General features: G+C 64.5%; 25 protein-coding genes. 11 read left to right on the plus strand and 14 right to left on the minus strand.

Translation table 11 applies throughout. The features are described from left to right. Nucleotides 1-1032: OmpA family protein (locus QQL28_RS40870; protein WP_284274777.1), on the plus strand; the 1032-nt coding region annotated here is incomplete at its 5' end. A 158-nt stretch (nt 1033-1190) separates the two neighbouring features. Here the strand turns inward: QQL28_RS40870 and argG are convergent. From argG to QQL28_RS40900, 6 genes are all read right to left on the minus strand, one after another. Then, entirely contained in the window at nt 1191-2528 is a 1338-nt protein-coding gene (argG, locus tag QQL28_RS40875; RefSeq protein WP_284274779.1) for an argininosuccinate synthase, read from the minus strand. 107 nt (nt 2529-2635) lie between these two features. After that, nucleotides 2636-3412 carry a phosphatase PAP2 family protein gene (locus tag QQL28_RS40880; protein ID WP_284274782.1) on the minus strand — a complete coding sequence of 259 codons (777 nt, stop codon included), beginning with the start codon at nt 3410-3412 and terminating at the stop codon, nt 2636-2638. Nucleotides 3413-3460: 48 nt separating this feature from the next. Beyond that, nucleotides 3461-3949 carry a hypothetical protein gene (locus tag QQL28_RS40885; RefSeq protein WP_284274785.1) on the minus strand — a complete coding sequence of 163 codons (489 nt, stop codon included), beginning with the start codon at nt 3947-3949 and terminating at the stop codon, nt 3461-3463. Nucleotides 3950-4155: 206 nt separating this feature from the next. Further along, nucleotides 4156-5364 carry a dual-specificity RNA methyltransferase RlmN gene (gene rlmN / locus QQL28_RS40890; protein WP_431309723.1) on the minus strand — a complete coding sequence of 403 codons (1209 nt, stop codon included), beginning with the start codon at nt 5362-5364 and terminating at the stop codon, nt 4156-4158. A 196-nt stretch (nt 5365-5560) separates the two neighbouring features. After that, the gene (locus tag QQL28_RS40895) at nt 5561-6205 is read right to left on the minus strand and encodes an invasion associated locus B family protein (RefSeq protein ID WP_284274789.1); all 645 of its coding nucleotides are present in this window, start codon (nt 6203-6205) and stop codon (nt 5561-5563) included. 127 nt (nt 6206-6332) lie between these two features. After that, complete coding sequence (locus tag QQL28_RS40900; protein ID WP_284274791.1) at nt 6333-7172, minus strand: SDR family oxidoreductase; 840 nt, start codon at nt 7170-7172, stop codon at nt 6333-6335. A 249-nt stretch (nt 7173-7421) separates the two neighbouring features. Between QQL28_RS40900 and QQL28_RS40905 the strand changes: the two genes are divergently transcribed. From QQL28_RS40905 to QQL28_RS40915, 3 genes are all read left to right on the plus strand, one after another. Next, a complete protein-coding gene (locus QQL28_RS40905; RefSeq protein WP_284274793.1) occupies nt 7422-8396 on the plus strand; it encodes an NADPH:quinone oxidoreductase family protein in 975 nt (324 codons plus the stop codon). Between the two features lie 379 nt (nt 8397-8775). Next, complete coding sequence (locus tag QQL28_RS40910; protein WP_284274797.1) at nt 8776-9651, plus strand: hypothetical protein; 876 nt, start codon at nt 8776-8778, stop codon at nt 9649-9651. 25 nt (nt 9652-9676) lie between these two features. Beyond that, nucleotides 9677-10846, plus strand: coding sequence for a TAXI family TRAP transporter solute-binding subunit (locus tag QQL28_RS40915; protein WP_284274799.1), 1170 nt, complete (start codon nt 9677-9679; stop codon nt 10844-10846). Nucleotides 10847-10967: 121 nt separating this feature from the next. Here QQL28_RS40915 and QQL28_RS40920 read toward each other — a convergent pair whose 3' ends face one another. Further along, on the minus strand, nt 10968-11357 hold the full coding sequence (locus tag QQL28_RS40920) for a YkvA family protein (protein WP_284274801.1): 390 nt from the start codon (nt 11355-11357) through the stop codon (nt 10968-10970). Between the two features lie 119 nt (nt 11358-11476). Beyond that, on the minus strand, nt 11477-11767 hold the full coding sequence (locus QQL28_RS40925) for a 4a-hydroxytetrahydrobiopterin dehydratase (protein ID WP_284274803.1): 291 nt from the start codon (nt 11765-11767) through the stop codon (nt 11477-11479). 151 nt (nt 11768-11918) lie between these two features. On the opposite strand from QQL28_RS40925, the gene QQL28_RS40930 reads away from it, so the two are divergent. After that, entirely contained in the window at nt 11919-13367 is a 1449-nt protein-coding gene (locus QQL28_RS40930) for a TAXI family TRAP transporter solute-binding subunit (RefSeq protein ID WP_284274805.1), read from the plus strand. Between the two features lie 106 nt (nt 13368-13473). Next, nucleotides 13474-15021 (plus strand): alkaline phosphatase D family protein, encoded by a 1548-nt coding sequence (locus QQL28_RS40935; RefSeq protein ID WP_284274807.1) that lies wholly within the window; start codon nt 13474-13476, stop codon nt 15019-15021. Nucleotides 15022-15030: 9 nt separating this feature from the next. Here the strand turns inward: QQL28_RS40935 and QQL28_RS40940 are convergent, their stop codons facing one another. Continuing rightward, complete coding sequence (locus QQL28_RS40940) at nt 15031-15438, minus strand: response regulator (protein WP_284274809.1); 408 nt, start codon at nt 15436-15438, stop codon at nt 15031-15033. A gap of 163 nt (nt 15439-15601) precedes the next feature. Between QQL28_RS40940 and QQL28_RS40945 the strand changes: the two genes are divergently transcribed. The 3 genes from QQL28_RS40945 (at nt 15602) to QQL28_RS40955 (ending at nt 19909) form a co-directional block, all read left to right on the plus strand. Then, nucleotides 15602-16399 carry a Crp/Fnr family transcriptional regulator gene (locus tag QQL28_RS40945; RefSeq protein WP_284274810.1) on the plus strand — a complete coding sequence of 266 codons (798 nt, stop codon included), beginning with the start codon at nt 15602-15604 and terminating at the stop codon, nt 16397-16399. A 240-nt stretch (nt 16400-16639) separates the two neighbouring features. Then, complete coding sequence (gene typA, locus QQL28_RS40950; protein ID WP_284274811.1) at nt 16640-18466, plus strand: translational GTPase TypA; 1827 nt, start codon at nt 16640-16642, stop codon at nt 18464-18466. Between the two features lie 195 nt (nt 18467-18661). After that, nucleotides 18662-19909 (plus strand): flavin monoamine oxidase family protein, encoded by a 1248-nt coding sequence (locus tag QQL28_RS40955; protein ID WP_284274812.1) that lies wholly within the window; start codon nt 18662-18664, stop codon nt 19907-19909. Between the two features lie 195 nt (nt 19910-20104). Here the strand turns inward: QQL28_RS40955 and QQL28_RS40960 are convergent, their stop codons facing one another. The 4 genes from QQL28_RS40960 to QQL28_RS40975 all read right to left on the minus strand — a co-directional run bounded on the left by QQL28_RS40960 (nt 20105) and on the right by QQL28_RS40975 (nt 23259). After that, a complete protein-coding gene (locus tag QQL28_RS40960; RefSeq protein ID WP_284274815.1) occupies nt 20105-20512 on the minus strand; it encodes a thiol-disulfide oxidoreductase DCC family protein in 408 nt (135 codons plus the stop codon). Between the two features lie 61 nt (nt 20513-20573). Then, entirely contained in the window at nt 20574-21899 is a 1326-nt protein-coding gene (locus QQL28_RS40965; protein ID WP_284274817.1) for an SDR family oxidoreductase, read from the minus strand. An 8-nt stretch (nt 21900-21907) separates the two neighbouring features. Then, the gene (locus QQL28_RS40970) at nt 21908-22375 is read right to left on the minus strand and encodes a DUF2269 family protein (RefSeq protein ID WP_284274819.1); all 468 of its coding nucleotides are present in this window, start codon (nt 22373-22375) and stop codon (nt 21908-21910) included. Next, nucleotides 22372-23259, minus strand: coding sequence for an alpha/beta hydrolase family protein (locus QQL28_RS40975; RefSeq protein WP_284274822.1), 888 nt, complete (start codon nt 23257-23259; stop codon nt 22372-22374). Before QQL28_RS40975 ends, QQL28_RS40970 begins: the two co-directional genes overlap by 4 nt. A 267-nt stretch (nt 23260-23526) precedes the next feature. On the opposite strand from QQL28_RS40975, the gene QQL28_RS40980 reads away from it, so the two are divergent. Both QQL28_RS40980 and ppa read left to right on the plus strand, forming a co-directional pair. Beyond that, nucleotides 23527-24036, plus strand: coding sequence for a GNAT family N-acetyltransferase (locus QQL28_RS40980; RefSeq protein WP_254101691.1), 510 nt, complete (start codon nt 23527-23529; stop codon nt 24034-24036). Between the two features lie 176 nt (nt 24037-24212). Beyond that, on the plus strand, nt 24213-24746 hold the full coding sequence (gene ppa / locus QQL28_RS40985; protein ID WP_284274825.1) for an inorganic diphosphatase: 534 nt from the start codon (nt 24213-24215) through the stop codon (nt 24744-24746). 106 nt (nt 24747-24852) lie between these two features. Here the strand turns inward: ppa and folD are convergent, their stop codons facing one another. Continuing rightward, nucleotides 24853-25737 (minus strand): bifunctional methylenetetrahydrofolate dehydrogenase/methenyltetrahydrofolate cyclohydrolase FolD, encoded by an 885-nt coding sequence (gene folD, locus QQL28_RS40990; protein ID WP_284274826.1) that lies wholly within the window; start codon nt 25735-25737, stop codon nt 24853-24855. Nucleotides 25738-25739 lie beyond the last annotated feature (2 nt).

Consider the following 25739-nt stretch of genomic DNA (forward strand, 5'->3'; position numbering starts at 1 on the left):
CCGGCCTTCCGCGCCGCGCCCACGGTCGCAGCGCCCCTGCCGCCACCGCCGCGGCCGCCGCAGCGTGACCTGACGCCGCTCGCAATTGGTGCGGGCGTGGTGGCCGGTGCCGTGATCGGTGCGACCATCGCCGACTACCGTAATCAGCGGCAGGAGGTCGTCGAAGGCGGCCGCACGATCTACACCGAGCCGGACCGCATCATCATCCGCGATCCGGGCGGGCAGGCCTATGTGCGCGGCAACGATCTCTATCGCTTCCGCTACGGCGCGCGCGACATCCGCACCGACACGGTCGGCGGCGAAACCCGCACCGTCGTGATCCGTCCGGACGGCAGCGAGGTGATCACCGTGGTCGGCGCAGACGGTCAGCTGCTGCGACGAATTCGCAGGGATCCGCGCGGCCACGAGATCATCATCATTGACAACACCTACCGCGATCCGCGCGCGGTCGGCGGCTTCTATGTCGACGTGCCGCCGCCGGTGGTCAGCATCCCCTACGACCGCTACATCGTCGACGCCCAGGAGGCGTCACCGCAGGTGATCTACGACACGATGCGAGCTCCGCCGGTGCAGCGGATCGATCGGCGCTACTCGCTCGACGAGATCCGCTATAGCCCGAACGTTCGCATGCAGATGCCGAGCATCGACGTCAACACGATCAACTTCGAGACGGGGTCGTGGACGATCCCGCCGGACCAGGCGGCGCGGCTTCAAGTGATCGCCGACGGCATCAACCAGGCAATCCAGGCCAACCCGCAGGAGGTGTTCCTGATCGAGGGCCACACCGATGCGGTCGGCAACGACGTCGACAATCTGTCGCTGTCGGATCGCCGCGCTCAGGCTGCAGCCGAATTGCTGACCCAGCAGTTCAATGTGCCCGCAGAGAACCTGACGTCGCAGGGCTACGGCGAGCAGTACCTGAAGGAGCAGACACAAGGCCCGAGCCTGATCAACCGGCGCGTCACCGTCCGCCGCATCACGCCGCTGCTCAACGGCGGCCAGGCCAACGCGGCACCGCCGCCGCGGCAGTAAAGACATCGCATAAGGAAAAAATGGCCGGGAGCGATCCCGGCCATTTTTATTTTGCTCTTGTAGGGTGGGTTAGCCGAAGGCGTAACCCACCACTGTCTATTTCCGCGGAAACCAAAGTGGTGGGTTACGCTTCGCTAACCCAACCTACGATTCCGCGCTTAGCCCTTGTCGCTCTCGAGCCTGAAGATCTGCGCGCCTTCGCCGCCCGACAGCAAGCCGTTCTCGGTATAGAGCTTGAGCTTGGTGCGGGTGTCGGCGATGTCGAGGTTGCGCATGGTGAGCTGGCCGATGCGATCGGCCGGCGTGAACGCTGCGTCCTCGACCTTCTCCATGCTCAGCCGTTCCGGCGCATAGGTGAGGTTCGGACTCTCGGTGTTGAGGATCGAGTAGTCGTTGCCACGGCGCAGCTCCAGCGTCACCTCGCCGGTGACGGCGCGCGCGACCCAGCGCTGCGCGGTCTCGCGCAGCATCAGGGCCTGCGAATCGAACCAGCGGCCCTGATACAGCAGCCGGCCGAGGCGCAGGCCGCTGATGCGGTACTGCTCGATGGTGTCCTCGTTGTGGATGCCGGTGACGAGGCGCTCATAGGCGATGTACAGCAGCGCCATGCCGGGCGCCTCATAGATGCCGCGGCTCTTGGCCTCGATGATGCGGTTCTCGATCTGGTCGCTCATGCCGAGGCCATGGCGGCCACCGATGGCATTGGCTTCGAGGAACAGCGCGACGGGATCGGCGAAGGTCTGGCCGTTGAGCGCGACTGGCTGGCCTTCCTCGAAACGCACGACGACCTTCTCGGCCTTCACAGTGCAATCGTCGCGCCAGAACGGCACGCCCATGATGGGATTGACGATCTTGATGCCGCTGTCGAGGCTCTCGAGGTCCTTTGCCTCGTGCGTGGCGCCGAGCAGATTGCTGTCAGTCGAGTAGGCCTTCTCCGCACTCATCTTGTACGCAAAACCCTGGGCGGTCATGAACGCCGACATTTCGGCGCGGCCGCCCAGCTCGTCGATGAACTGCTGGTCGAGCCAGGGCTTGTAGATGCGCAGGCTCGGATTGGTCAGAAGGCCGTAACGATAGAAGCGCTCGATGTCGTTGCCCTTGAAGGTCGAGCCGTCGCCCCAGATGTTGACGCCGTCTTCCTTCATCGCGGCAACCAGCATCGTGCCGGTCACGGCGCGCCCGAGCGGCGTGGTGTTGAAATAGGTGATGCCGCCGGTCGAGATGTGGAAGGCGCCCGACTGGATCGCGGCGATGCCTTCGTGGACGAGCTGCGTGCGGCAATCGACGAGCCGCGCCTTCTCGGCGCCGAACTCCATCGCCTTGCGCGGGATCTCGTTGTAGTCGGCTTCGTCCGGCTGGCCGAGATTGGCGGTATAGGCGTAACAGCGCGCGCCCTTCTGCTTCATCCAGAGCAACGCTGCGCTGGTGTCGAGACCGCCGGAGAAAGCGATGCCGACTTTTTCCCCCTTGGGCAGGCTCTTCAGAATCGTAGTCATGGCGCTTCCAATCGGATCTTAAGGGCTGATGTCGTCTGCGGTTTGACGTGTGAGGTTCGACTTGCGCGATTATCAAATTTCGCTGCGCTCGGCACGCCTTTAATGGCTCACATCGACGTCGCCGGGCCGGTTTTGCGGCCGAACAGGCGCTGCCGGAGCCGATAGGCCGGCCAGGCCAGCCGGGTCAGCGCGGCATCGACCGCCTCGTCCGAAAACCGTGTCCGCGGCCAGCGATAAATCAGGGCGTAGGCGAGCCAGATCACCACGAAAGTGACGAGGCCGGCGATCGAGACGTCGGTGAAAAAGTGCCCGCCGAATGCCATGCGCAGGCCGCTGGTCGCGGCGCCGAACACCACGGCCCCGGCATAGGCGAGCGGTCGCCACGGCGGCGGCGCCAGCGCTGCCGGCGCCAGCGTCCAGAACGCCGTCGCGCCCTCGCCGGAGAAGAACGAGCAATTGCGCCCGCAGCCGCCGCGCGGATCCCACCACGGCACGAATGGCAGGTCGCCGGCAAACTCGCTCACCACCACCGGGCGCGGCCGGCCCCAATAGGACTTGAAGGCGAGATTGGTCAGAATGCCGGCCGACAGCGTCAGCGTCACCAGCAGGAAGACGATGGTTCGCCCGGAGACCAGCAGCGGCCGGTCGGGCCTGACGAGCTTGACCACGAGCGCCACGATCGACGGCAGCGCGAATGCCCAGGCGATCCACATCGCCGCATCGCGCGCAAAGCCGGCCCAGCCATTCAGCTTGAGCGGAAACGTCTTCGTAGCAGGGTCGAAGAACAGCGCGGCGAGCTTGAGATCGAGCTCGGGAAAGACGCCGAAGACGACGCCGATCACCAGCCACAGCGCCAGCGCGATGAAGAGTCCGGTCCGGTTCATGGCGCGCGGTTTAGCCGAGCAGGGAGAGGATGAAAACCCCGGCGCGCCTCATTGCGGCCGCGACGCGGAGGGCAGCGGCGGGGGCGGCTTGTGTGGAGGCGGCGGATGGCGCCAGGCGCCGGCGTTGCGGCCGGCGATCATCCAGTAGACGACGCCGGCAACGATCCCCGCACCGGTCATGATCTCGAGATGGCGGCGCACGATGCCCTCGAATTGCAGCGTCTCGGGATGGAAGGGAATGAGGCCGAGATAGCAGGCCAGCCCGACGAGTCCGCCACCGACGGCATAGGCGAGCGCGCTGCGGATATAGAAGGCCTCGGTGATCGCGACGATGACCATCGCCGGCAAGAGCGCAAAGCCGGAAACGAAGATGAAGCCAAAGCCGAGCAGGATGTCGATCGTACCTTCATCGACGGGACCTGCACCGAGATCGGAGAACTCCGGAAACAGCAGCGCAGCCACGACGATCATGCCGCCGACCAGGCACGAGGCCAGAAAGCCGAGAAAGATCACGACGAGACGTCCGATCAGTGCCATCGGACGCATCCATCATCATTGAGCGAGTTTAGCACTAAGTTCCCCACCGTCATTCCGGGATGGCGCGCCGGGAGCGCGCGAAGCGCGTCCCTAGAGCGCCAGACCCCGGAATCTCGAGATTCCGGGTTCGGCTCTACGAGCCGCCCCGGAACGACCGCCTAGAAACAGGATGCCCGGCCATGACGGATGTTGATGGCCGCTTCATGTCAATCGGTCATCGCCATCGCGCGCAGCGCCTGGCGCTCGCGGGCCGAGAGCTTTTCCGTCTCCGATTTGAGCTGGCCGCAGGCGGCGAGGATGTCGCGGCCGCGCGGCGTACGCACCGGCGAGGAATAGCCTGCATTGAAGATATATTCGGAGAATTTTTCGATCTGGTCCCAGTCCGAGCATTCGTAGGCCGTGCCGGGCCAGGGATTGAACGGGATCAGGTTGATCTTGGCCGGAATGCCCTTGAGCAGCTTCACCAGGAGCCTGGCGTCGTCGAGGGAATCGTTGACGCCCTTGAGCATCACATATTCGAAGGTGATGCGGCGCGCATTCGACGCGCCCGGATAATCGCGGCAGGCCTGCAGCAATTCCGCGATCGGATATTTGCGATTGAGCGGCACGAGCTCGTTGCGCAGCTCGTCGCGCACCGCGTGCAGCGAGATCGCGAGCATGACGCCGATCTCGTCGCCGGCGCGCACGATGTTCGGCACGACCCCCGAGGTCGACAGCGTGATGCGGCGTCGAGAGATGCCGATGCCCTCATTGTCTCCGACGATCAGCAGCGCATCGCGCACCGCGTCGAAATTGTAGAGCGGCTCGCCCATGCCCATCATCACGATGTTGGTGACGAGGCGCGTGCCGTTCTCGCGATCGGCCCAATCATTCAGGCGATCGCGCGCCACCATGACCTGCCCGACGATCTCGCCGGCGGTGAGGTTGCGCACCAGCCGCTGCGTGCCGGTGTGGCAGAAGGAGCAGTTCAAGGTGCAGCCGACCTGCGAGGAGACGCACAGCGTGCCGCGATCGGTCTCGGGGATGTAGACGCACTCGACCTCGTGCGCCTTCTCGACATTGTCGCCGCTCGGCAGGCGCAACAGCCATTTGCGGGTGCCGTCGTTGGAAATCTGCTCGGCCACGACTTCGGGCCGGTCGACGGTGAATCGCTCGGCGAGATCGGCGCGGATGCCCTTCGAGACCGAGGTCATCTCGTCGAAACTCCTGGCACCGCGGAAATAAATCCAGTGCCACAATTGCTGCACGCGCATCTTGCGCTGCGCGGGCGCCACGCCGATCTCGCCGAGGCGTTCGGCTAGCTCGTCGCGCGACAGGCCGATGAGCGAGGGCCTCGCCGGCGGCACGTAGGTTTCGAGCGGAGTTTTCTCCAGGGGAAGCCCGGCGGCAATGGTGTCGGTCGATTGAACGGTCATCGTCATTCTGTCTTGAGAAGAAACTCTCACCCCTCATCCTGAGGAGCGCGCATCTCGAAGGATGAAGGCCCGGATCAGGCACCTCGGCCTCGTGGTTCGAGACGGCGCTTGCGCGCCTCCTCACCATGAGGGGAAACAGTGTTCAAATAGGCGTTCGAAAGGCCCCAAACAACGCCAAATTAGCGCGAAACGCCCCCTAGCGCTTGCAGTCCTGCGCGATTCGATCGAGGGCCTGCGCCAGGCCCTTGAGCGAGAAGGTGTCGGTGGTCTCGGTCCCCTTGGCCGAGACGCCCTTGACCACGAGATCGGCGGATTTGCGCATGGCCTCGACCATCCGATCCTCCTCGGCCGCGTTCTTGATCCAGAGGCCGTCGCCTTGCGTATACATCGCGTAGGACGCGCCGCCGACCTCCAGGGTCGATTCCGAGCCCGGTTTCAGCGCGTAGCCGATCATGACCGAGACTTCGTTGCTGACCTTCTCCGACGGCCGGGTGGAGACGAAGGCATAGGCCGGATCGCGCGGGCGGTTCGGCGGATTGGTCTTCGAGGACGAGGGTTTCGCCAGCGCGAAACAGACTTTCTTGCCGTTGGGTGTCGCCGAATAGGCGCCCCAGGTACCGAACTGGCCGATCAGGGTCGGCTCCGCACCGCCCGCAATGGCCGGGGGCGGCGCCACCGGCTTGCCCTCGGGCTTTGCAGCCGTCTTGGCGGCCGCAGCCGGAGCAGCAGCCGGCTTGGCCGCCGCCTTCGGCGCCGGTTGCGCGGTCTGCGCGTGCGCAAGATCGGCCATCCCGCACGCCACCACGCCAGTCATCAAGGTTAGAAAAAGCACCCGCCACATGCTGGAGTGGTTCCCTCAATATTGTGACTGGAAGATGGCCCGGCCGGACTTTGTCCCAGACCGAAAATAACCGGTAAGAGCCTGATTCGGAACGAGGTTATAGGGAAGAAAGTCCTAGCCCTGCCGTCTAACCCTTGGACCTTGCAGCGCGTTGCGCGGCCCATTGCGCCTCTGTCCAGCCGAGCAGGTCCTCGGCGCCGGAACTGCGCAAATGGGCGCCACCGTCGATCACCACCATCTCGCCATTGATGTAGCCGGCGCGGTCCGAGACCAGAAAGCTGGCGAGATCGGCGAGCTCAGCATGCTCGCCGGTGCGGCCCAGCGGATTGCGCGACGCCCAGCCCTCACCGCGGCCCTCCGGGCGCAGCTGGCCCAAGGCGCCGGCGGTTGGGAATGGACCCGGCGCAATCGCGACGGTGCGGATGCCCTTGGGCCCCCATTCCACTGCGAGGCTCCTGGTCATCGCCAGCACCGCCGACTTCGCCATCGCTGAAGGCACGGTGAAGGCGCGTCCGGTGATGGTCGAAGTCGAGAGGATGGAGAGCACGACGCCCCTGTGCGTGCCTTCGATCCAGCGACGGCCCGCCGCAAGCGTGCAGTACATCGTGCCGTGCAGCGTCGGCGCCAGGATCGCGTCCGCCGCGCGGAATGAGAGATGCTCGCTCTGCGCGATGAAGGTGGCTGCCGCATTGTTGACGAGGATATCGAGCGGCGCCTCGCACCAGATCTGATCCATCATGCCGTCGACCGCCACGCCGTCGCGGATATCGCAGACGATCGTCGTGACCTTGCCGCCGGTTTCCTTGCGCATCTCGGCGGCGGCAGCCTCGAGGCGATCGAGCTTGCGGCCGCAGATCACGAGCTCCGCGCCGAGCGCGCGGAAGCGCCGCGCCATCGCAGCACCAAGTCCGGAGCCGCCGCCGGTCACCAGGATGCGCTTGTCCCTGAGCAGGCCTGTTTCAAACATCGTTTGAATCCTTTGTTCTCCTCGTCATTGCGAGGAGCGAAGCGACGAAGCAATCCAGACAGTCTCCGCGGATGCATTCTGGATTGCTTCGCTTCGCTCGCAATGACGGAGAATAGGCCTATGCTTCGCTCGCGACAAAGAAACCGGATTGTCGGGCCGCATTAAATCCGGCAGAAACAGCCCAACTATAAATCCGATTTCGAAACGCCAAGCGCGTCCATGAACGTGCGCTCTCGAGAAGGTGTCGCCATGAAAGCCATCCTCTGCTCGCAATATTGCCAACCCGACGATCTCGTCCTGGCCGAAGTGCCGGATCCGGTGGCAGGACCCGGCGAAGCCGTGATCGCGATCAAGGCAGCGGCGCTGAATTTCTTCGACATCCTGATGATTCAGGGCAAGTACCAGATCAAGCCGCCGTTCCCGTTCTCGCCGGCCGCCGAAGTCGCCGGCGTGATCGAAAGCATCGGCCCCGGCGTGACCGATCTGAAAGTGGGCGATCGCGTGGTGGCCTCCTGCGGCCATAACGGCGCGCGCGAGAAGATCGCGCTGCCGGCCGCTTCGATCGTGAAGATCCCGGACAATCTCGACTATGACCGCGCAGCCGGCATCATCATCATCTACGGCACCGCGCTGCATGCGCTGGAAGATCGCGCGAGCCCGAAGCCGGGCGAGACGCTCGCGGTGTTGGGTGCAGCTGGCGGCACTGGGCTTGCGGCCTGCGAGCTCGGCAAGCTGATGGGGCTGAAGGTGATCGCCTGCGCCTCGTCGGATGAGAAGCTTGCCTTCGCGAAAGCGCACGGCGCGGAGCTGACACTCAACTACGGCAAGGAAGATCTGAGGGAGGGCCTGCGCAAGCTCACCGACGGCAAGGGCGTCGACATCATCTTCGATCCCGTGGGCGGTGCCTATGCGGAAGCCGCGCTGCGCTCGATCGCCTGGGAAGGCCGCTTCCTGGTGATCGGCTTTGCCGCGGGCGACATTCCAAAGATGCCGCTCAACCTCGCGCTCCTGAAGGGCTGCGACATCCGCGGCGTGTTCTGGGGCGCCTGGGCGCGCCTCAATCCGGCGAAGAACCGCGCCAATCTGGAGAAGCTTGTGAAGTGGACGGCGGAGGGCAAGATCTCCTCCCACGTCGACCGCACCTTCCCTTTGGCGCAGACCGCGGATGCGCTGAAAGTGCTGGCCGGCCGCCAGGCGATGGGCAAGGTCATCCTGCATCCCTGACGTCGCGCGGATGTTGCGAAACATCGCTCGCCACAAACTTCGCTGTCATCACCCTGTCATGTCCCAACCAGGTTGGGACATGACCGCGGAGTGCACGGTCGGCGCATAACCAACTTACCGCGCCCCGCCGTCACGCGATAACGCGCCACCAGATGGTTAAAACATTCTCAACCACCACGATCAAAATCGCGGTGTACTTCCAGCTGTTGCCTCAATCAAACCCAAATGTTTCCTGATTCGCCCAAATCGTGGTCGTCTTTTGGGCTGAATCGGACGGCGATTTACCGGTTCCAGTTAGCGGGGGCTTCTGGACAATAACAAGAAGACTTCACCCAGATGCCCCAGCGCGTTGCGTTCAGTATTTGGGGAGCATCATACCATGGAGAGGACGGCCTACCGTCTGTCCAAGACGTCGCGGACGTTCGACGTCGAGCAAGTCACGACCGAACCGAACGTCATGCCCTTTCATCTGGCACAGGCTGACCGGACCGAGCTTTCGCCGCACGATCCGATCCCGCTGTTCCTGTCCGATCCGCAGGGCACGCCGGATCCACGCGAGTTTACGCCCCGCCGCGCGCGGCGCGTTGGCCTCGCGACGCAGATCGTCGCCAGCGTGCTGGCCGCATCCGCGATCGCCGTGGTGGTCACGCTGTTCCACTCCGACGTCAGCCGCCTGTTCGCGGTCAACGCCAAGGACTGGATGAGCAGCCTGGCAGCGGAGCAGCCGCCAGCACCTCCGGCGCCGGTCGCGCGCCAGACTCCCCTGAAGGATCCGGCCCGCGTGTCGAATCCATTGCAACTTGCGAGTGCAGAAGCCAGGGAAGTCACAGCGCCGGCGACGCCGAGCCGCGAGGCGATCGCGACCGCCTACCAGAATGCGCTGCAGTCGCAGACGCCGCCACAAACCGCCGCCGCGCCCGCAACATCCGCCGCACCCGTCACGCCGCCGCCGGCACCACCTCCGCCGGCCAAGACGCTCGATGCCGACACGCTGGCCGGGCTGATGACGCGCGCCAGGAGCCTGATGGCGATCGGCGATCTCGCCGCCGCCCGGCTGCTGCTCGAGCGCGCGGCGAATGCACAGGACGCAACCGCGGCGTTCGTTCTGGCCCAGACTTTTGACCCGGCCGTGCTCGGCACCAAGGATACGCGCAGCATCACCGCGGATCCTGCCGCTGCACGAAGCTGGTACCAGAAGGCCGCCGCTCTCGGATCCGCGGAGGCGCGAGCGCGCCTCACGCAACTTCAAGACTAAGATTTCAATTTAAGCAGGGAACATCATGCGCAAGGCTTTGGGAATGGCGCTTGTCGCCATAATGACAATGTGCGGCCTGTCGGCACAGGCCGAGCAGACCGAATACGATCCGAGCAAGGTCTCGGACAGCCTGAAGGCGATCTTCCAGTTCGGGTCGGTCTCGACCAAGCAGGCGTTGAACGCCAACACGGTCACGCTGATCACCGGCACCATCGGCGGCACCTATGTGCAGTTCGGCGCCGACCTCGCCTCCGTGCTCGATGACGGCAACAAGCTGCGCGTGCTGCCGATCGTCGGCCGCGGCTCGGTGCAGAGCGTCGCCGACATCCTGTTCCTCCAGGGCGTCGATCTCGGCATCGTGCGCGCCGACACGCTCGATTATCTCGAGCGCAAGGGGTTTGCGAGCGACATCAAGAAGCAGTTTACCTATGTGACCAAGCTCTACAACGAAGAGATGCAGGTCATCGCGCCGAAATCGGTTGCGACGCTGAAGGATCTCGAGGGCAAGAAGGTCAGCGTCGACCTGCCCAATGGCGGCACGTTCGTCACCGCGCTCACGGTGTTCGAGCGGCTCGGGATCAAGGCCAATTTCGTCTATATCGAGCAACGCATCGCGATGGAGAAGCTGAAGGCTGGCGAGATCGACGCGGTGATCGTGGTCGGCGGCAAGCCGTACAAGTCCGTCTCGACCTTCACCAATGACGGCCGCTTCCACCTTGCGGGCGTGGACTACGCCAAGCCGCTCCAGAGCGACTATCTGCCGGCGACATTGACGGCAAAGGACTATCCGAACCTGATCAAGGAGGGCGAGACGGTCGACACGATCGCCGTGCCGGCGGTGCTTGCCGCCTATAACTGGGGACCCAAGACCGACCGCTATCGCAAGATCGCGCAGTTCGTGGACGCGTTCTTTGAGAAATTCCCGGCGCTGCAAAACCCGCCCTTCCATCCCAAATGGAAGGAAGTCTCGCTCGCCGCGCCTCTCGCGGGCTGGAACAGGCTGCCGGTGGCGCAGCAATGGCTCGACAGCCACGGCGTCGAACCGGTGGCGCGCCAGCGCTTCGAGTCTTTCCTGAAGCAGAATCCCGCGGCGGCGAAGGTACCCGACACCGACAAGGAAGCGCTGTTCAAGCAATTCCAGGCCTGGGAAGCGCAGAACAACTCACGCGCGCAGGCGAAGCCGGAGAAGAAGTAGAAGGCGTCATTGCGCAGGATCTCACGTGTGGTCGTCCTGGCGAAAGCCAGGACGACATTGCGGTGAGCTTTTGCCGCAAACCCACTGCCTGCGAAAGGGCAATGACAGTGGCCTCCCGCGACTACGCCGCTTCCGCCTCTGCATCGCCCACACCGCGCTTCAGCGCGGCGCGGGCGGCTTCGCGGTGGTCTGGCGTGATGTGGCTGGCGACAAGCTTGATCGCGGTCGCGAGCACGGCGGCATCATCGGTGAAGCCGAGCATCGGCAGCATGTCGGGCACGACATCGAACGGCAGGATGAAATAGGCGATCGCGCCCAGCAGCGATGCCTGCACATGGCGCGGCGTCTGCTTGTCGAAGGCGCAGTAATAGGCGGCGAGCAGATCCTCGGCGAACGGCAGGTGCGCGACCACGCGCTTCAGCTTGCGCCAGAAACGCCGGCGCACGGTCTCGCGGTCTTCCGCCAGCCGATCGGCCGCCTCAAAGCCGGCGCCCTGTTCGGCAGCAGCCATAGTCGAACTCCCCGTTGTCAAACTCGCCGTTCTGGCCGGCGCGGCCGATAGCCGCATCCGATGCCGATCACAAGATGGGGATGCGCCGTCAAAGCAACAAGGCGTCAGCCAGGGCGCAGCTACCTCGCGATGGCGTTCATCGCCTTGGCGAGCTCGATATCGAGCGCGGTGACGCCGCCGGCATCATGGGTCGAAAGCACCACGTCGACCGTCTTGTAGACGTTCTTCCACTCGGGATGATGATCCATCTTCTCGGCCACCAGCGCCGCGCGCGTCATGAAGCCGAAGGCCTCGTTGAAATCCCGGAAGGTAAACGTCTTGCCGATCGCCTCGCGGCCGGGGGTCTCGGTCCAGCCGGACAGTCCGCTCAGGGCCTGATTGCGTGCTTCCGCCGACAGCCGCTCCGCCATGGTCGCCTCCGTTTTCAGGGGAACTTTACCCTAACACCGAGCTGACGCCCGGGTTCATACCCGGATGTCGTCCATCCGCTAACCATGACGCAGATGTAACCCAGACGGGCAAGAAATTTGCTACAATTACCGGCGTAATGACCAGGCCACGATGAAACCGGGCCTGAAGCGCCTGTATGGGAGATCGATGACCGGGGGTCTCGACCTGGCCGAAACACCCACACCGACGTCGCCGCGATCGGCGGCGCGGAGAACCATGCTCGTTTCGCTCGCATTCGTGCTCGCCATCGTCGGCGCGCTCGTCGGCGGCTACTATTTTGCCATGCGCCCGGTGACGCTCAAGATCGCGGTTGGCCCGGCCAACAGCGACGACGTCAAGGTCGTGCAGGCGCTGACGCAGGCCTTCGTCCAGAGCAAGGGCTATGTCCGGTTGCGTCCGGTCCAGACCGACGGCGCCACCGCAAGCGCCGAGGCGCTGGCCGAGAACAAGGTCGACCTTGCCATCATCCGCGGCGATCTCGACGTGCCGAAGAACGCGCAGGCGGTCGCCACCCTGCGCAAGAACGTCGTCGTGCTGTGGGTGCCGCCGGCCGGCAAGGGCAAGAAGAAGGGCGCCAAGATCACCAAGATCGCTCAGCTCGCCGGCCATCGCATCGGCGTGGTCGGCCGCACCCAGGCCAACGTCAATCTCCTGAGGGTGATCCTCCAGCAATATGGCGTCGATCCCGCCAAGGTGGAGATCGTGCAATTCCCGGCCAATGAAGCCGCCGAAGCGATCCGCACCCAGAAGGCCGACGTCTATCTCGCCGCCGGCCCCGTCAACAGCAAGATCACCGCGGATGCGATCGCCGCCTCCACCAAGGACGGCGGCACGCCGACCTTCCTCGCGATCGATTCGGCCGACGCCATCGCGCAGAACCATCCGGTCTATGAAGCGGCCGAGATCCCCGCCGGCACCTATGGCGGCTCGCCCGACCGGCCCGATGACGAGGTCAAGACGATCAGCTTCGCCCACCACATCGTGGCGCGCAAAGGCCTTTCGGAAACCACCGTCGCGGCCTTCACCCGGCAGCTCTTCGCGATACGCCAGCAACTGGTGACGGAATTCCCGTTGGCGGCAAAGATCGAGACGCCCGACACCGACAAGGATGCCGTGATCCCCGTGCATCCGGGCGCGGCCGCCTTCGTCGACGGCGAGGAAAAGACGTTCCTCGACAGATACAGCGACTACATCTGGTGGAGCCTGATGGCGCTCTCGGCGATGGGCTCGATCGGCGCCTGGTTCGCCGGCTACCTGAAGAAGGACGAGCGCGACAACAACAGCCATCTGCGCGAGCGGCTGCTGGACATGATCGCCGCGGCGCGGCGCTCGGAGACCGTCGACGAGCTCGACCAGATGCAAAGCGAGGCTGATGGCATCCTGCGCGATACGCTGCAATGCTTCGACCACGGCGCGATCGAGGAAGGCGCGCTGACCGCCTTCAACATCGCGCTGGACCAGTTCCACGCCGCGGTCGCCGACCGCAAGGCGGTGCTGCTCAGCCTGCCGCAGAACCTGCAGCGCGCCGGCACCCAATTCCGCGCCGCCGGCAACGGCTAAAGGCTTGCGCGCGTAATCGCTGCGTCACATTGTCTCAATATAGCGTTGGCTTCGCAGTGACGGCTGCCACCGTAGTCGTCCGGGCCGGATCTCGAGACGATTCCTCATGAAAATCAAATTCTCCCGCCGCCAATTCCTCTCCACCAGCGCCGGTGCGCTCGGCGCGATCGCGATGCCCTACACGTCGCGCGCGGCCGACCGGCCCGTGATCACCCATGGCGTGCAATCGGGCGACGTCACGGTTGACGGCGGCGTGGTCTGGGCGCGCACTGACCGTCCCTCGCAGATGCTGGTCGAGGTGGCGACGACGGATAGTTTCAAGAATCCGCGGGCGCTGCCGCCGATCGCGGCGCTGCCCGAGAGCGATTTCACCGCGAAGATGCTGGTTGAAAATCTGCCCGGCGGGCAGGACATCTTCTACCGCGTCCGCTTCCGCGACCTCTCTCATACCGCGATCGAGAGCGAGCCTGTGGTCGGCCGCTTCCGCACCGCGCCGGCCGACCGCCGCGACGTCAGCTTCGTCTGGGGCGGCGATGTCGCAGGTCAGGGCTGGGGCATCAACCCCGACGACGGCGGTATGTTCACCTTCTCCGCGATGCGCAAGAACCGCCCGGACTTCTTCCTGCATTCCGGCGACACGATTTACGCCGACGGCGTGATCCCCTCCGAGGTGAAGCTGGCCGACGGCAAGACCTGGAAGAACGTCACCATCCCCGAAAAGGCCAAGGTCGCCGAGACACTCGACGAATACCGCGCCGCGCACAAATACAATTTCACCGACGACAACGTTCGCGCCTTCAATGCCGAGGTGCCGATCTTCGTGCAGTGGGACGACCACGAGGTGACCAACAACTGGTCGCTGTCGAAGGATCTGCCGGCCGCCTATAAGGAGCGCAATATCACGCTGCTCGCTGCGCGTGCCGCGCGTGCCTTCCACGAGATGTATCCGATGCGCGAGAGCATCGTGGAGCCTGGCCGGGTCTATCGCCAGATCTCCTACGGCCCGCATCTCGACGTCTTCATGCTGGACGAGCGCAGCTATCGCGGCCCCAATGGTCCGAACCTCGAAACGGAATACGGCCCCGCGTCCTACTTCCTCGGCCCGGATCAGATGGCCTGGTTGAAGCGCGGCCTGCTCAACTCGCGCGCAACCTGGAAGGTGATCGCCTCCGACATGCCGCTCAGCCTGCTCGTCTATGACGATGCGGCCAACAAGAAGGGCTCGGAGGCGTTTGCGCAGGGCGACGGCCCGCCGCGCGGCCGCGAGCTCGAGATCGCCGACCTCCTGCGCTTCATCAAAATGGCGCCGATCAAGAACACGGTGTGGCTGACCGCCGACGTGCATTACGCCGCCGCGCATTACTACGATCCGAACAAGGCGCAGTTCCAGGACTTTGAGCCGTTCTGGGAATTCGTCTCGGGACCGCTGCATGCCGGCACGTTCGGACCGAACGAGCTCGACAACACCTTTGGACCGGACGTGCGCTTCATCAAGGCGCCCGGTCTCGACAAGCAGAACCTGCCGCCATCGGCCGGCATGCAGTTCTTTGGTCACGTCAAGATCGACGGCGCAAGCGGCCAGATGACCGTGACGTTGCGCGACCGCGCCGACGTCGCGCTGTGGTCGACGACGCTCGACCCGAAGCTGGCTTAGGCCACTAGGCTAGCTGGGGGCGCGCGTTCGCAGCGCGGCCTCCATCGCATCGCTCGAGCAGGGCTTTTGCAGCCGCGGCACGTCTGCGAACTCGGGCGGAATCCGCGTCTCCGCGCCATAGCCGGTGACGAAGACGAACGGGATTTTCAGCACAACCAGGCGCTCGGCGATCGCAAAGCTCTTCTCGCGCACCAGCTCGACATCAAGCAGCGCGAAGTCGGGCGTGCGGTCGATGATCGCATCCAGCGCACGCGCGACCGACGCAACGGTGCGCACGTGCTTCACGCCGAAGCCGAGCAGGCGATCCTCGAAATCGATCGCGATGATGGGATCGTCTTCAACAATCAGCACGTCGGCGGGGACATCGGAGCCGTCGAATGAAGCGCGCTGCATGATCTCGTCGGTTGAGGGCTGCATAATTTTCCAATCAAGATCGGGCCTCGACCCGATGCCCGCGCCCCCGCGCATCGGTGTTCCAGGAACGAAACCCACCACATGGCCGTTTCCTAGTCTGTCCACTTGTGCACACTAGCGGCGAGTGGAACCAGCTAATGTCGAGGGGAGATCGGAGAGCATCGGGATGGATGCGCGAAGCAGCAAGGCAGCCGAGATTGCGAGCCGGCCCTACAACAATCTGTTGCGGCGATTGAACCCGGCCGACTACGCGCTGATCACGCCGCACCTGACGACCGAGGCAGCATCGGGAAACGAGCTGCTCTACAATCCCGGCGACGATGTCCAAGTCGTGCACTTTCCCTGCGGGCCGTCGCTTGCGACCTTTCTCGTTGCCAATGAGGACGGCCGCGACGTCGAGACCATTCTGGTCGGCCGCGAAGGCGCCGTCGGGGGCATCGTCAGCGAGGGCTACCTGCCAGCCTATACGCGGATCGTCGTGAAATTCGGCGGCCCCTTCGCCCGCATCCATGTCGGCAAGCTCGAGGCCGCCAAGCGGAGCTCGCCATCGCTGAGCAACATCTTTGCGCGCTATGCCGATTGCATGCTCGCGCAGATCTTCCAGTCGACGGCCTGCAATGCCATCCACTCGATCGAGCAGCGCACCGCCAAATGGATTCTGGCCGCGATGGAGCGCACCGACGGCGACGACAGCGTGCCGCTCACCCACGAGCAGCTCGCGACCCTGCTCGGCGTCGGGCGCAGCTATGCGAGCCGCGTCATCCAGTCCTTCAAGGCGCAGGGCGTGATCGAGACGCGCCGCGGCTCGATCCTGGTGCGCAACCGCGAGGGCCTCAAATTGCGGGGCTGCCTCTGCAACGACTCGGTTAGGGCCCATTTCGAGGAGGTGCTGCGCGGGGTCTATCCGACCGAGGAGGCGGAAAGCGGCGCGGAAAGCGGTCCGCCACCCCGTTCCCGCCTCTAAGCCCCGGGGATTCCCGGACAAAATTCAGTCAACCGATCCGCAAAGAACACATTGTTTTTTGGCGTTTTTTGCCTATATTGCGCTGCAAACGCGTTGAGGTGCCCGGCTCGCTAGGCCGGGTTTCCTTTTTGGGCGGAAAGCGCCCTTTTTCTCAGGTTTCAAAGCGTTATCCGAAAAGAGGTCCCGGTCTGACCGGCGAGATCGCGCTAACCCATTGTTCGACCGCAAAGAAGCTCACTCATGAACCTTCGTAACGTCGCCATCATCGCCCACGTCGACCACGGCAAGACGACCCTCGTCGACCGTCTCCTCCAGCAATCCGGCACCTTCCGCGAGAACCAGAAGGTGGCCGAGCGCGCCATGGACTCCAACGATCTGGAGCGCGAGCGCGGCATCACCATTCTGGCCAAGGCGGCCTCGGTGCAGTGGAAGGACACCCGGGTCAACATCGTCGACACCCCCGGCCACGCCGATTTCGGCGGTGAGGTCGAGCGCATCCTCAACATGGTGGACGGCGCGCTGGTGCTGGTCGACGCTGCCGAAGGCCCGCTGCCGCAGACCAAATTCGTGGTCTCCAAGGCGCTCAAGGTTGGCCTGAAGCCGATCGTCGTCATCAACAAGGTCGACCGCCCCGACGCGCGCCCGACCGAAGTCATCAACGAAGTGTTCGACCTGTTCGCCGCGCTCGATGCCAGTGAGGAGCAGCTCGATTTTCCGATTCTTTATGGATCAGCCAAGCAGGGCTGGATGGCCGAGAGCCCCGAAGGTCCGAAGGACAAGGGCATGGAGCCGCTGTTCGACCTGATCCTGCGCCACGTCGCACCGCCCCAGGTCGAAGAGGGCCCGTTCCGCATGATCGGCACGATCCTCGAGGCCAATCCCTATCTCGGTCGCATCATCACCGGCCGTATCTCCTCGGGCATCCTCAAGCCGAACCAGCAGGTGAAGGTGCTGAACGCCGACGGCAAGCTGGTCGAGCAGGGACGTATCACGAAAATCCTGGCGTTCCGCGGTCTCGAGCGCACGCCGCTCGATGAAGCCGAAGCCGGCGACATCGTCGCCATTGCCGGCCTCACCAAGGGCACCGTGGCCGACACCTTCTGCGATCCGACCGTCGAGGTGCCGCTGCCGGCGCAGCCGATCGATCCGCCGACCGTGTCGATGTCCTTCATCGTCAACAACTCCCCGCTCGCCGGCACCGAAGGCGACAAGGTGACGAGCCGCATGATCCGCGACCGTCTGTTGCGCGAGGCCGAGGGCAACGTCGCGCTGCGCGTGGTCGAGGCCGACGACAAGGATTCGATGGAAGTGTCGGGCCGCGGCGAATTGCAGCTCGCGATCCTGATCGAGACCATGCGCCGCGAGGGTTTTGAGCTCTCCGTGTCGCGTCCGCGCGTCGTGCTCCAGAAGGACGAGGCGACCGGTGCCACCATGGAGCCGATCGAGGAGGTCGTCATCGACGTCGACGAGGAGCATTCCGGTGTCGTCGTGCAGAAGATGAGCGAGCGGAAGGCGGAACTGATTGAAATGAAGCCCTCGGGCGGCAACCGCCTGCGCCTGGTGTTCTACGCGCCGACCCGCGGCCTGATCGGCTACCAGGGCGAACTGCTCACCGATACCCGCGGCACGGCAATCATGAACCGCCTGTTCCACGGCTACGCCCCGTACAAGGGCGAGATCCAGGGCCGCCGCAACGGCGTTTTGATCTCCAATGAACAGGGCGAGGCGGTGGCCTACGCCATGTTCAAGCTGGAAGACCGCGGCCCGATGATGATCGAGCCCGGCTGGAAGGTCTATCGCGGCATGATCGTCGGCGAGCACACCCGCGACAACGATCTCGAGATCAACGTGCTCAAGGGCAAGCAGCTCACCAACATCCGCACCACGTCCAAGGACGAGGCGGTCCGCCTGACCCCGCCGATCAAGATGACGCTGGAAAAGGCGCTCGCCTATATCGAGGACGACGAGCTCGTCGAGGTGACGCCGAAATCGATCCGGCTGCGCAAGAAGCATCTCGACCCGAACGAGCGCAAGCGCGCGGAAAAGTCCAAGGAAGCGGTGGCGTAAGGCCACTCTCCCTGTCATCTCGCTGTCATGCCCCGCGAAAGCGGGGCATCCAGCACATCGCGGTCTCGCCGTATTCGTCGCTGTCTCTGAAATACTGGATCACCCGCTCCAGTGCGCAAATGCGCACAAGGCGGGTGATGACAACTCACTTTGTGGTGGCTTCAGCACGCCCAGCGAACGTGCTAGAGCCCAGCCATGACCTCCCTCCCCTCCTCCGTCGACGTCGCAATCATCGGCGCGGGCGCCGCTGGTCTCGGCGCAGCCCACGCGCTGAAGGATAACGGCCTCTCTGTCATCGTGCTGGAAGCGCGCGACCGCGTTGGTGGCCGCGCCTGGACCGTGCAGGCGTCACCTGAGGTGACCTTCGATGTCGGCTGCGGCTGGCTGCATTCGGCGGACAAGAACTCCTTCGTTCCGATCGCGCGACAACTCGAATTCGAGATCAACAAGGATATTCCGCCCTGGCGCGATCGCGCCTTTGGCGAGGTGTTTCCAGAGAGCGAGCGCAACGACTTCGGTCGCTCGATCGACGAATTCTACGAGCGTGTGTCGGAAGCTGCGGAAGACGGCGAGGATGCGCCAGCTGATCGCTATCTCGAACCCGGCAATCGCTGGAACCCGATGATCCATGCGGTCTCGACCTACGTAAACGGCGCCGAGCTGGACCGGGTCTCAATTCTGGACATGGACGCCTACGAGGACACCTACTTCAATTGGCGCGTGCGGGCCGGATTTGGCACGCTGATCGCGGCCTATGGTGCGTCGTGTCCCGTGGCACTCAACTGCAACGTCACGCTGATCGATCACTCCGGCAAACGCATCCGGCTCGAAACGTCGCTCGGAACGCTCACCGCGGAAAAGGTGATCGTCACGGTGCCGACCAACCTGATTGCTGATGAAGCGATCCGGTTCTCGCCGCCGCTCCCGGCCAAGGTCGATGCCGCGCGCGGCCTGCCGCTCGGCGTCGACGACAAGGTGACGCTGGCGCTGGAGAACGCAGAAGCCTTTCCAAAAGAGGGGAATTTGCGCGGCGCCACCATGCGCACCGCCATGGGCACCTATCACATCCGCCCGTTCGGTCAGCCTTGCATCGACGGCTTTTTCGGCGGCCGCTTCGCACGCGAATTGGAGGACGCCGGCGACGGCGCCTTCGCCGCACAAAGCATCGACGAGATCGCGGGCTACCTCGGCAACGACATCAGGCGCAAGCTGAAGCCGCTGCGTGAGTCCCGCTGGGCTCACGACCCCTTCGCCCGCGGCGCCTACTCCCACGCGCTCCCGGGTCATGCCGGCGACCGCGCCGTGCTGGCGGCTCCCGTCGATGGGCGACTGTTCTTCGCGGGCGAGGCGACGTCGCCGAACTTTTTCTCGACCGCACACGGGGCGAGGGATAGCGGGGAGCGGGCTGCGAGGGAAGTGTTGGCGGAAATGGGAAAAGGCTGACCAGAACCTCCGCCGCTGCGGCGTCCTGCCTACCAAGGTCGTCCCGGCGAAGGCCGGGACCCATACCGCGTGATCTGTCGGTGACGCTCGGTATCAGTACCGCGGGAAGATCGCGTAACTACCAGTCTTCGCCAAACTACTGCCTGTAGCTGTGGGTCCCGGCCTTCGCCGGGACGACTTCGAATTCTTGAAACCCTACTCAATCACCCGCGCCCGCAATTCTGCATCCGGCACAAAGCACGCATCATACTTTCCGAAGATGCGATACCGGTTGCGCGCGACGAGATTGTAGACGGCGTTCCGCAGCGGCCTCGGTACGGCGAACAATGCGCGCACCCAGCCCCAGCCTGGAAGTTGCGACAGCACGGTCAGCGCGGCGTCCGATTTCATGAACACCTCGCCGCCATGAACGACCGCATTGGTGTCGGGATCATCGGGGTCGATGCCGAAGGTCTGCGCCAGCTTCGCGCCATAGTCCGACTGGATCGGCGTGAAGCGGAAGCGCCTTGCCGTGTCGCGCGTCGCGACGAAGCGGACCCAGCGCGAGCAGAAGATGCAGACGCCGTCGAACAGGATCACGTCTTCATCGGGCCATTTGCTCATTTGATTCTCTATCTTGACGCGTTTTCTTCACGCGAACCGGTTCCCACTTCGCTCGAAAACGCTATCGGCTATCCAGCATCAGAAGCGCGACCAGCATCAGCACGATCGCAGGGCCCGTCTTCACCAGCGCGCCGAGCGGCTCGATCCAGAGGTCCGGCGTGAGGATCGCGGCACCCACCATATAGCCCAGCGAGGCAACGATGCCTGCGACGAGGCCGATCGCCGAGGTGCGTCGGAACGCGATGAGCACGCCGATCGACATGTCCATCAGGCTGGTGCCGATGGTGATAGGATCGACCAGTGCGGGCGGGAAGCCGTGCGCGCTCAGGATGCCGGCGGCGGCGCGGTAGGAGACGAACAGCGCGATGAAGCCTGAGACGATCCAGAACGCCACCAGGCTCGCGAAAACAAGCGCCTTGACCAGAAACAGCCGCGCGAACCATTTGTCCTGGATGGTGGCGGGATGGCGGCCGATCATGTCGGCCAGCGTCTTCGGCGCGATGGCCGTGGCCGCGATCCAGTCGCGCGGATCGCCCGTCACGCCACGGCGCAGTTCGGCGATCGCGGTCGAGCGCATCGGCGGCATCCAGCCGAGAAGGCTGGCGAGATCGCCGAGCTTCGCCCCAACGTCGAGCAGGAATGACGGCATCGCGAGATGCGGCCAGCCGGCCGTGCCGAAGGCGATGCGGAATTGCTTGATGACACCGGCCATCGTGACCGGCTCCGCCTGCATCAGGTCCCAGCTCACGGCTTGCACGGAAACGTCGTCGATCTTGCGCGCCGCGAGCCAGGCGATCGTGGCGGCGATGTCGCGGGCCGCGACGGGTTGGAACGGCGTCGCCATCTCCTTGGCCGGCAGGTCCAGCGGAAATGCCGCGAGCGCGCGCAACATGGCGCTGCCGCCATACGCAGAAGGCGCGACCACGAAGCCGGGGCGCAGGATCGCATAGGGAATACCGGAAGAGGCGATCAGGCGCTCGGCCTCGCGCTTGGTCGTTGCGAACGCAGTGCGATCCTCGTTGGCCGCGCCGGGGATCGAGATGTGCACGAGCCGGATCGCGCGGCCGCTCGCGCGAATTGCCTGCGTCAAGCGCGCGACGAAGTCGCGATGCACCGCATTGGTGTCGCTGCCGGGACCGTCCTGGAGCACGCCCAGGCAATTCACGACCACATCGACCGCATGCACGTTCAGAAGGTCCGTCAGCGCCGCACCGTCGAGCAGCAGGATCGGCAGCTCGATATCGAGCGCGCTCATCTTCTGCGCCGGCGACATGCTTCGCGCCACGCCGATGACGCGAAAGCCGCGGGCGCGAAGATCGTCGGTGACGAACCGGCCGATCAGGCCGGAGGCTCCCAACAGGAGAATGTTGCGGACGGGTTCGCTCATCGCATCACTCAAAACGGCTTGGCGATCATCAGCCAGAGGATCAGCATCGTCGCGCCGAAGCCGGGGAAGCCGAAGGCGAACCAGCGGCGGAACAGCACGAAATAACGCGGCGGCAGGCTCGCGCGCTGCTCGGCCGCCTTGCGCGCGAGATCGCGCATCTCGATCTGCATGAACACGACAGGCACCCAGAACAGCCCGGCAACGGCATAGAGCGCGAGCGAGGCAAGCAGCCAGCGCTCCGCGATCGACGTCGCCGAGAGCATCATCAGCAATCCGCCCGTGACCGGCTGGAGGATCACGGCCGAGAGCGTGAACAGCGCGTCCGCAATCACCACGACCGACGCCGTGCGCGCGATGAATGCGGCATCCTGGCTGCGATGCGCCATCAGCATGAAGAACGCGATGCCACTGCCGGTGCCGAGGATGACGATGGCGCCGAGCACGTGCAGATATTTGACCAGGAAATACAGCGTCATGGCTTTTTGGCTGCGACCGGCTTTGGCGATTTCAGCGCGCGCTCGAGCTCGGCGCCGGCGGCTTTGACGCCGGCTTCAGTCTCGATCATCCAGTGGCCCTCGCTGCCCACAGCAGGCAGCGCGCGGAAATCGACCTTGCCACCACTGCCGCGAAATGCATCGGCCAATTGCCGCGAGAATGCCGGCGCGAAATAGGTGTCATTCGCCGCCACCAGCCAGGTGACCGGCACGCGCGCAGCCTTGCCGAATTCGCCTGCTGCCGCAATCAGCGTATGCGGCGCGCAGATCTGGTTGGGGAAGTCGTTGGCGTGGCCGCCGCGCCCGGCTGCGAAGGCGATGATGGCCGCAACCGTCTTGGGGTCGGCATTGGCGAGCGCCAGCGCGCCCCAGCCGCCCGCGGAATGGCCAAGCACGACGGCGCCGTCCTTGCGGACGAAATCCTGCGTTTGCAAAAAGTCCAGCGCGCGCGCGATTTCCTCGGCTGCGGCGCGGCCCGAGCGCGCATAGTCCGCCTCGTCGCAGCCGCCCTGGTCCTCGACATAACGACCGCCGGTTGCGCCATGGCCGAGCCGTTCCGGCACCAGCACGGCAAAGCCGCGCGCGATTAGAAACGCGGCCAGCGCGCGATACTCCGGTTGCGGCATTTGCGCACGACGCAGCACGTTTTGCGTCGAAGCATGTGCGATCAGTGCGAGGCGAAACGGGCCGTCGCCCGGCGGGCGGAAGAGCAATGCGCGCGCCGCGATACCGGCGTCGGAAGTGGGTACGCGCCACTCTTGCCGGCGAAACGGTTCGCCTTCGACACCCAACGCCCCCAACACGCTCTGCGCGCGGGCGGGCGTGGCGAGGATGAACAGGACAACGATGAGCCTAGAGAACCGCATAAATACCGGCAGAAGAATTCGAACGACAAAGGCAAGACTAGCTGGAACGAATCATCCTGGGCGGACTTTTCTCGCGTTGCCGCCGTTCAGTCCTTCGCAACACAACTGGTTTTGCACCGGCGCACGGCATTTCGCTGCCATACAAAGCGGCGCCCTGTCCTCTTTCGGTACAACACGGCTCGGAAACTGATGCAGAAAGTCCACAGGTTAACCGATAATTAACGATGGCTCTTGCCGCCGGCGCGGCGACTTGGTTTGATCGCGTCCATGAGCACAACCCTGATCGAGGTCCGGCCGGCCAAAGCTGCTGACGCAGCCGCGGTGGCGTCTACCCATGACGAAGCCTGGCGCTCGGCCTATCAGGGCATCATTCCCGGCGCCGAGCTCGAAAAGCTGATCAATCGCCGCGGCCCGCAATGGTGGGACAGCGCAATCCGCAAGGGCAGCCGCGTCAGCGTGCTGGTGTTCGGCGACAAGATCGCCGGCTATGCGAATTACGGCCGCAATCGCGCCCGCAGCCTGCATTTCGACGGCGAAATCTACGAGCTTTACCTGCGTCCGGAATTCCAGGGGCTGGGCTTCGGCCGGCGCCTGTTCGCCGCCGCCCGCCGCGATTTGATGCAGAGCAATCTGAAGAGCATGGTGGTCTGGGCACTGTCCGACAACGATCCGGCGACGGAGTTTTACCGCGCGCTGGGCGGCCGCATGGTGGCGCGCTCCTCGGAACGGTTCGGGCCGAAATCGCTCGACAAGGTCGCTTTCGCCTGGACCAATTGATCTGCCGTCGTTTGGACGGCCATACGTCCTTCCGCCGATACCGTTTGCCCATTTGCGCCGGTAGAACCGGGGTTCATATTTCGCGAAAAGTCGATGGATCGGCGGGCCAAGCCCGCGTATGACAGCGCGAAATCGCGGCCGGGCGAGATCCCTTTCGGCAAAAAACGGAGCCTTTTATGCGTATCGATGCGGTCTCGATCGGGACCAAAGCGCCAAACGAAGTCAACGTCATCATCGAAGTGCCGGTTGGCGGCGAGCCGATCAAGTACGAGATGGATAAGGAAGCCGGCACGCTGGTGGTCGACCGCTTCCTCTATACGCCGATGCGCTATCCGGGCAATTACGGGTTCATCCCGCACACGCTGTCTGACGATGGCGATCCCTGCGACGTCTTGATCGTCAATACCCGCGCCATCATCCCCGGCGCCGTCATGAGCGTGCGCCCGGTCGGCGTGCTGTTCATGGAGGACGAGGCCGGCGGCGACGAGAAGATCTTGGCGGTGCCGTCCTCGAAGCTCACGCAGCGCTACGACAAGGTGAAGGCCTATTCCGACCTGCCCGACATCACGCTGCAGCAGATCCAGCACTTCTTCGAGCACTACAAGGATCTCGAGAAGGGCAAATGGGTGAAGGTGCTGCGCTGGGGCGGCCCGGAGGACGCGCACAAGCTGATCCTCGAAGGCATCGAGCGCGCAAAGAAAAAGAAATAGCAATCAGGTGTCCCGGACGCGGTGCGGCGCCATAAGCGCGTTCACGCGCGTCTTCGACGCGCTATGGTGACGCACCGCAGAGCCGGGACACGAGAGAGTGTCGCGGCTAAACCGCCGGCTTCGGCAGGCCGGCGATCGAGCAGGCTGCGCGCAGCGTGTTGACCAGCAGGCACGCCACCGTCATCTGGCCGACGCCACCGGGCACCGGCGTGATCGCGCCGGCGACGCCAAGCGCTTCCTGATAGGCGACGTCGCCGACGAGACGCGTCTTGCCGTCTTCCTTTGGGATGCGATTGATGCCGACGTCGATCACCGTCGCGCCCGGCTTCAGCCAGTCGCCGCGCACCATTTCCGCCTTGCCGACCGCGGCGTAGACGAGGTCGGCGCGCCTCACGAGCCCCGGCAGATCGCGCGAGCGCGAATGCGCGATGGTCACCGTGGCGTTCTCGTTCAAGAGCAATTGCACCAGCGGGCGGCCGACCAGATTGGAGCGGCCGATGACGATGGCGTTCAGGCCTTCGAGCGAGGCGTGCACGCTCTTGGTCAGGATGATGCAGCCGAGCGGCGTGCAGGGTGACAGCGCCCGAAAGCCGCCGGCGAGCCGGCCGGCATTGTTCGGATGCAGTCCGTCGACGTCCTTGGCGGGATCGATGGCGTTGATCACGGCCTCGGTGTCGAGGCCCTTGGGCAGCGGCAGCTGCACCAGGATGCCGTGCACGGCGGGATCGCGATTGAGCTTTGCGACCACCGCAAGCAAATCCGCCTGCGAGACGTCGCTCGGCAGCTTGTGCTCGAACGAGGCCATGCCGGCGGCTTGCGTCTGGGTGTGCTTGGAGCGGACATAGACTTCGCTCGCGGGATCGTTGCCGACCAGCACGACCGCGAGCCCCGGCACCAGATTGTGCTCGCGCTTGACGCGGGCGACCTCGTCCGCGACGCGGGCGCGGAGCTCCGCGGCAATGACTTTTCCATCGATGATCCTGGCCGTCATGT

The organism is Bradyrhizobium iriomotense (genome assembly GCF_030160715.1).
GTDB classification, from domain to species: Bacteria; Pseudomonadota; Alphaproteobacteria; order Rhizobiales; family Xanthobacteraceae; genus Bradyrhizobium; species Bradyrhizobium iriomotense.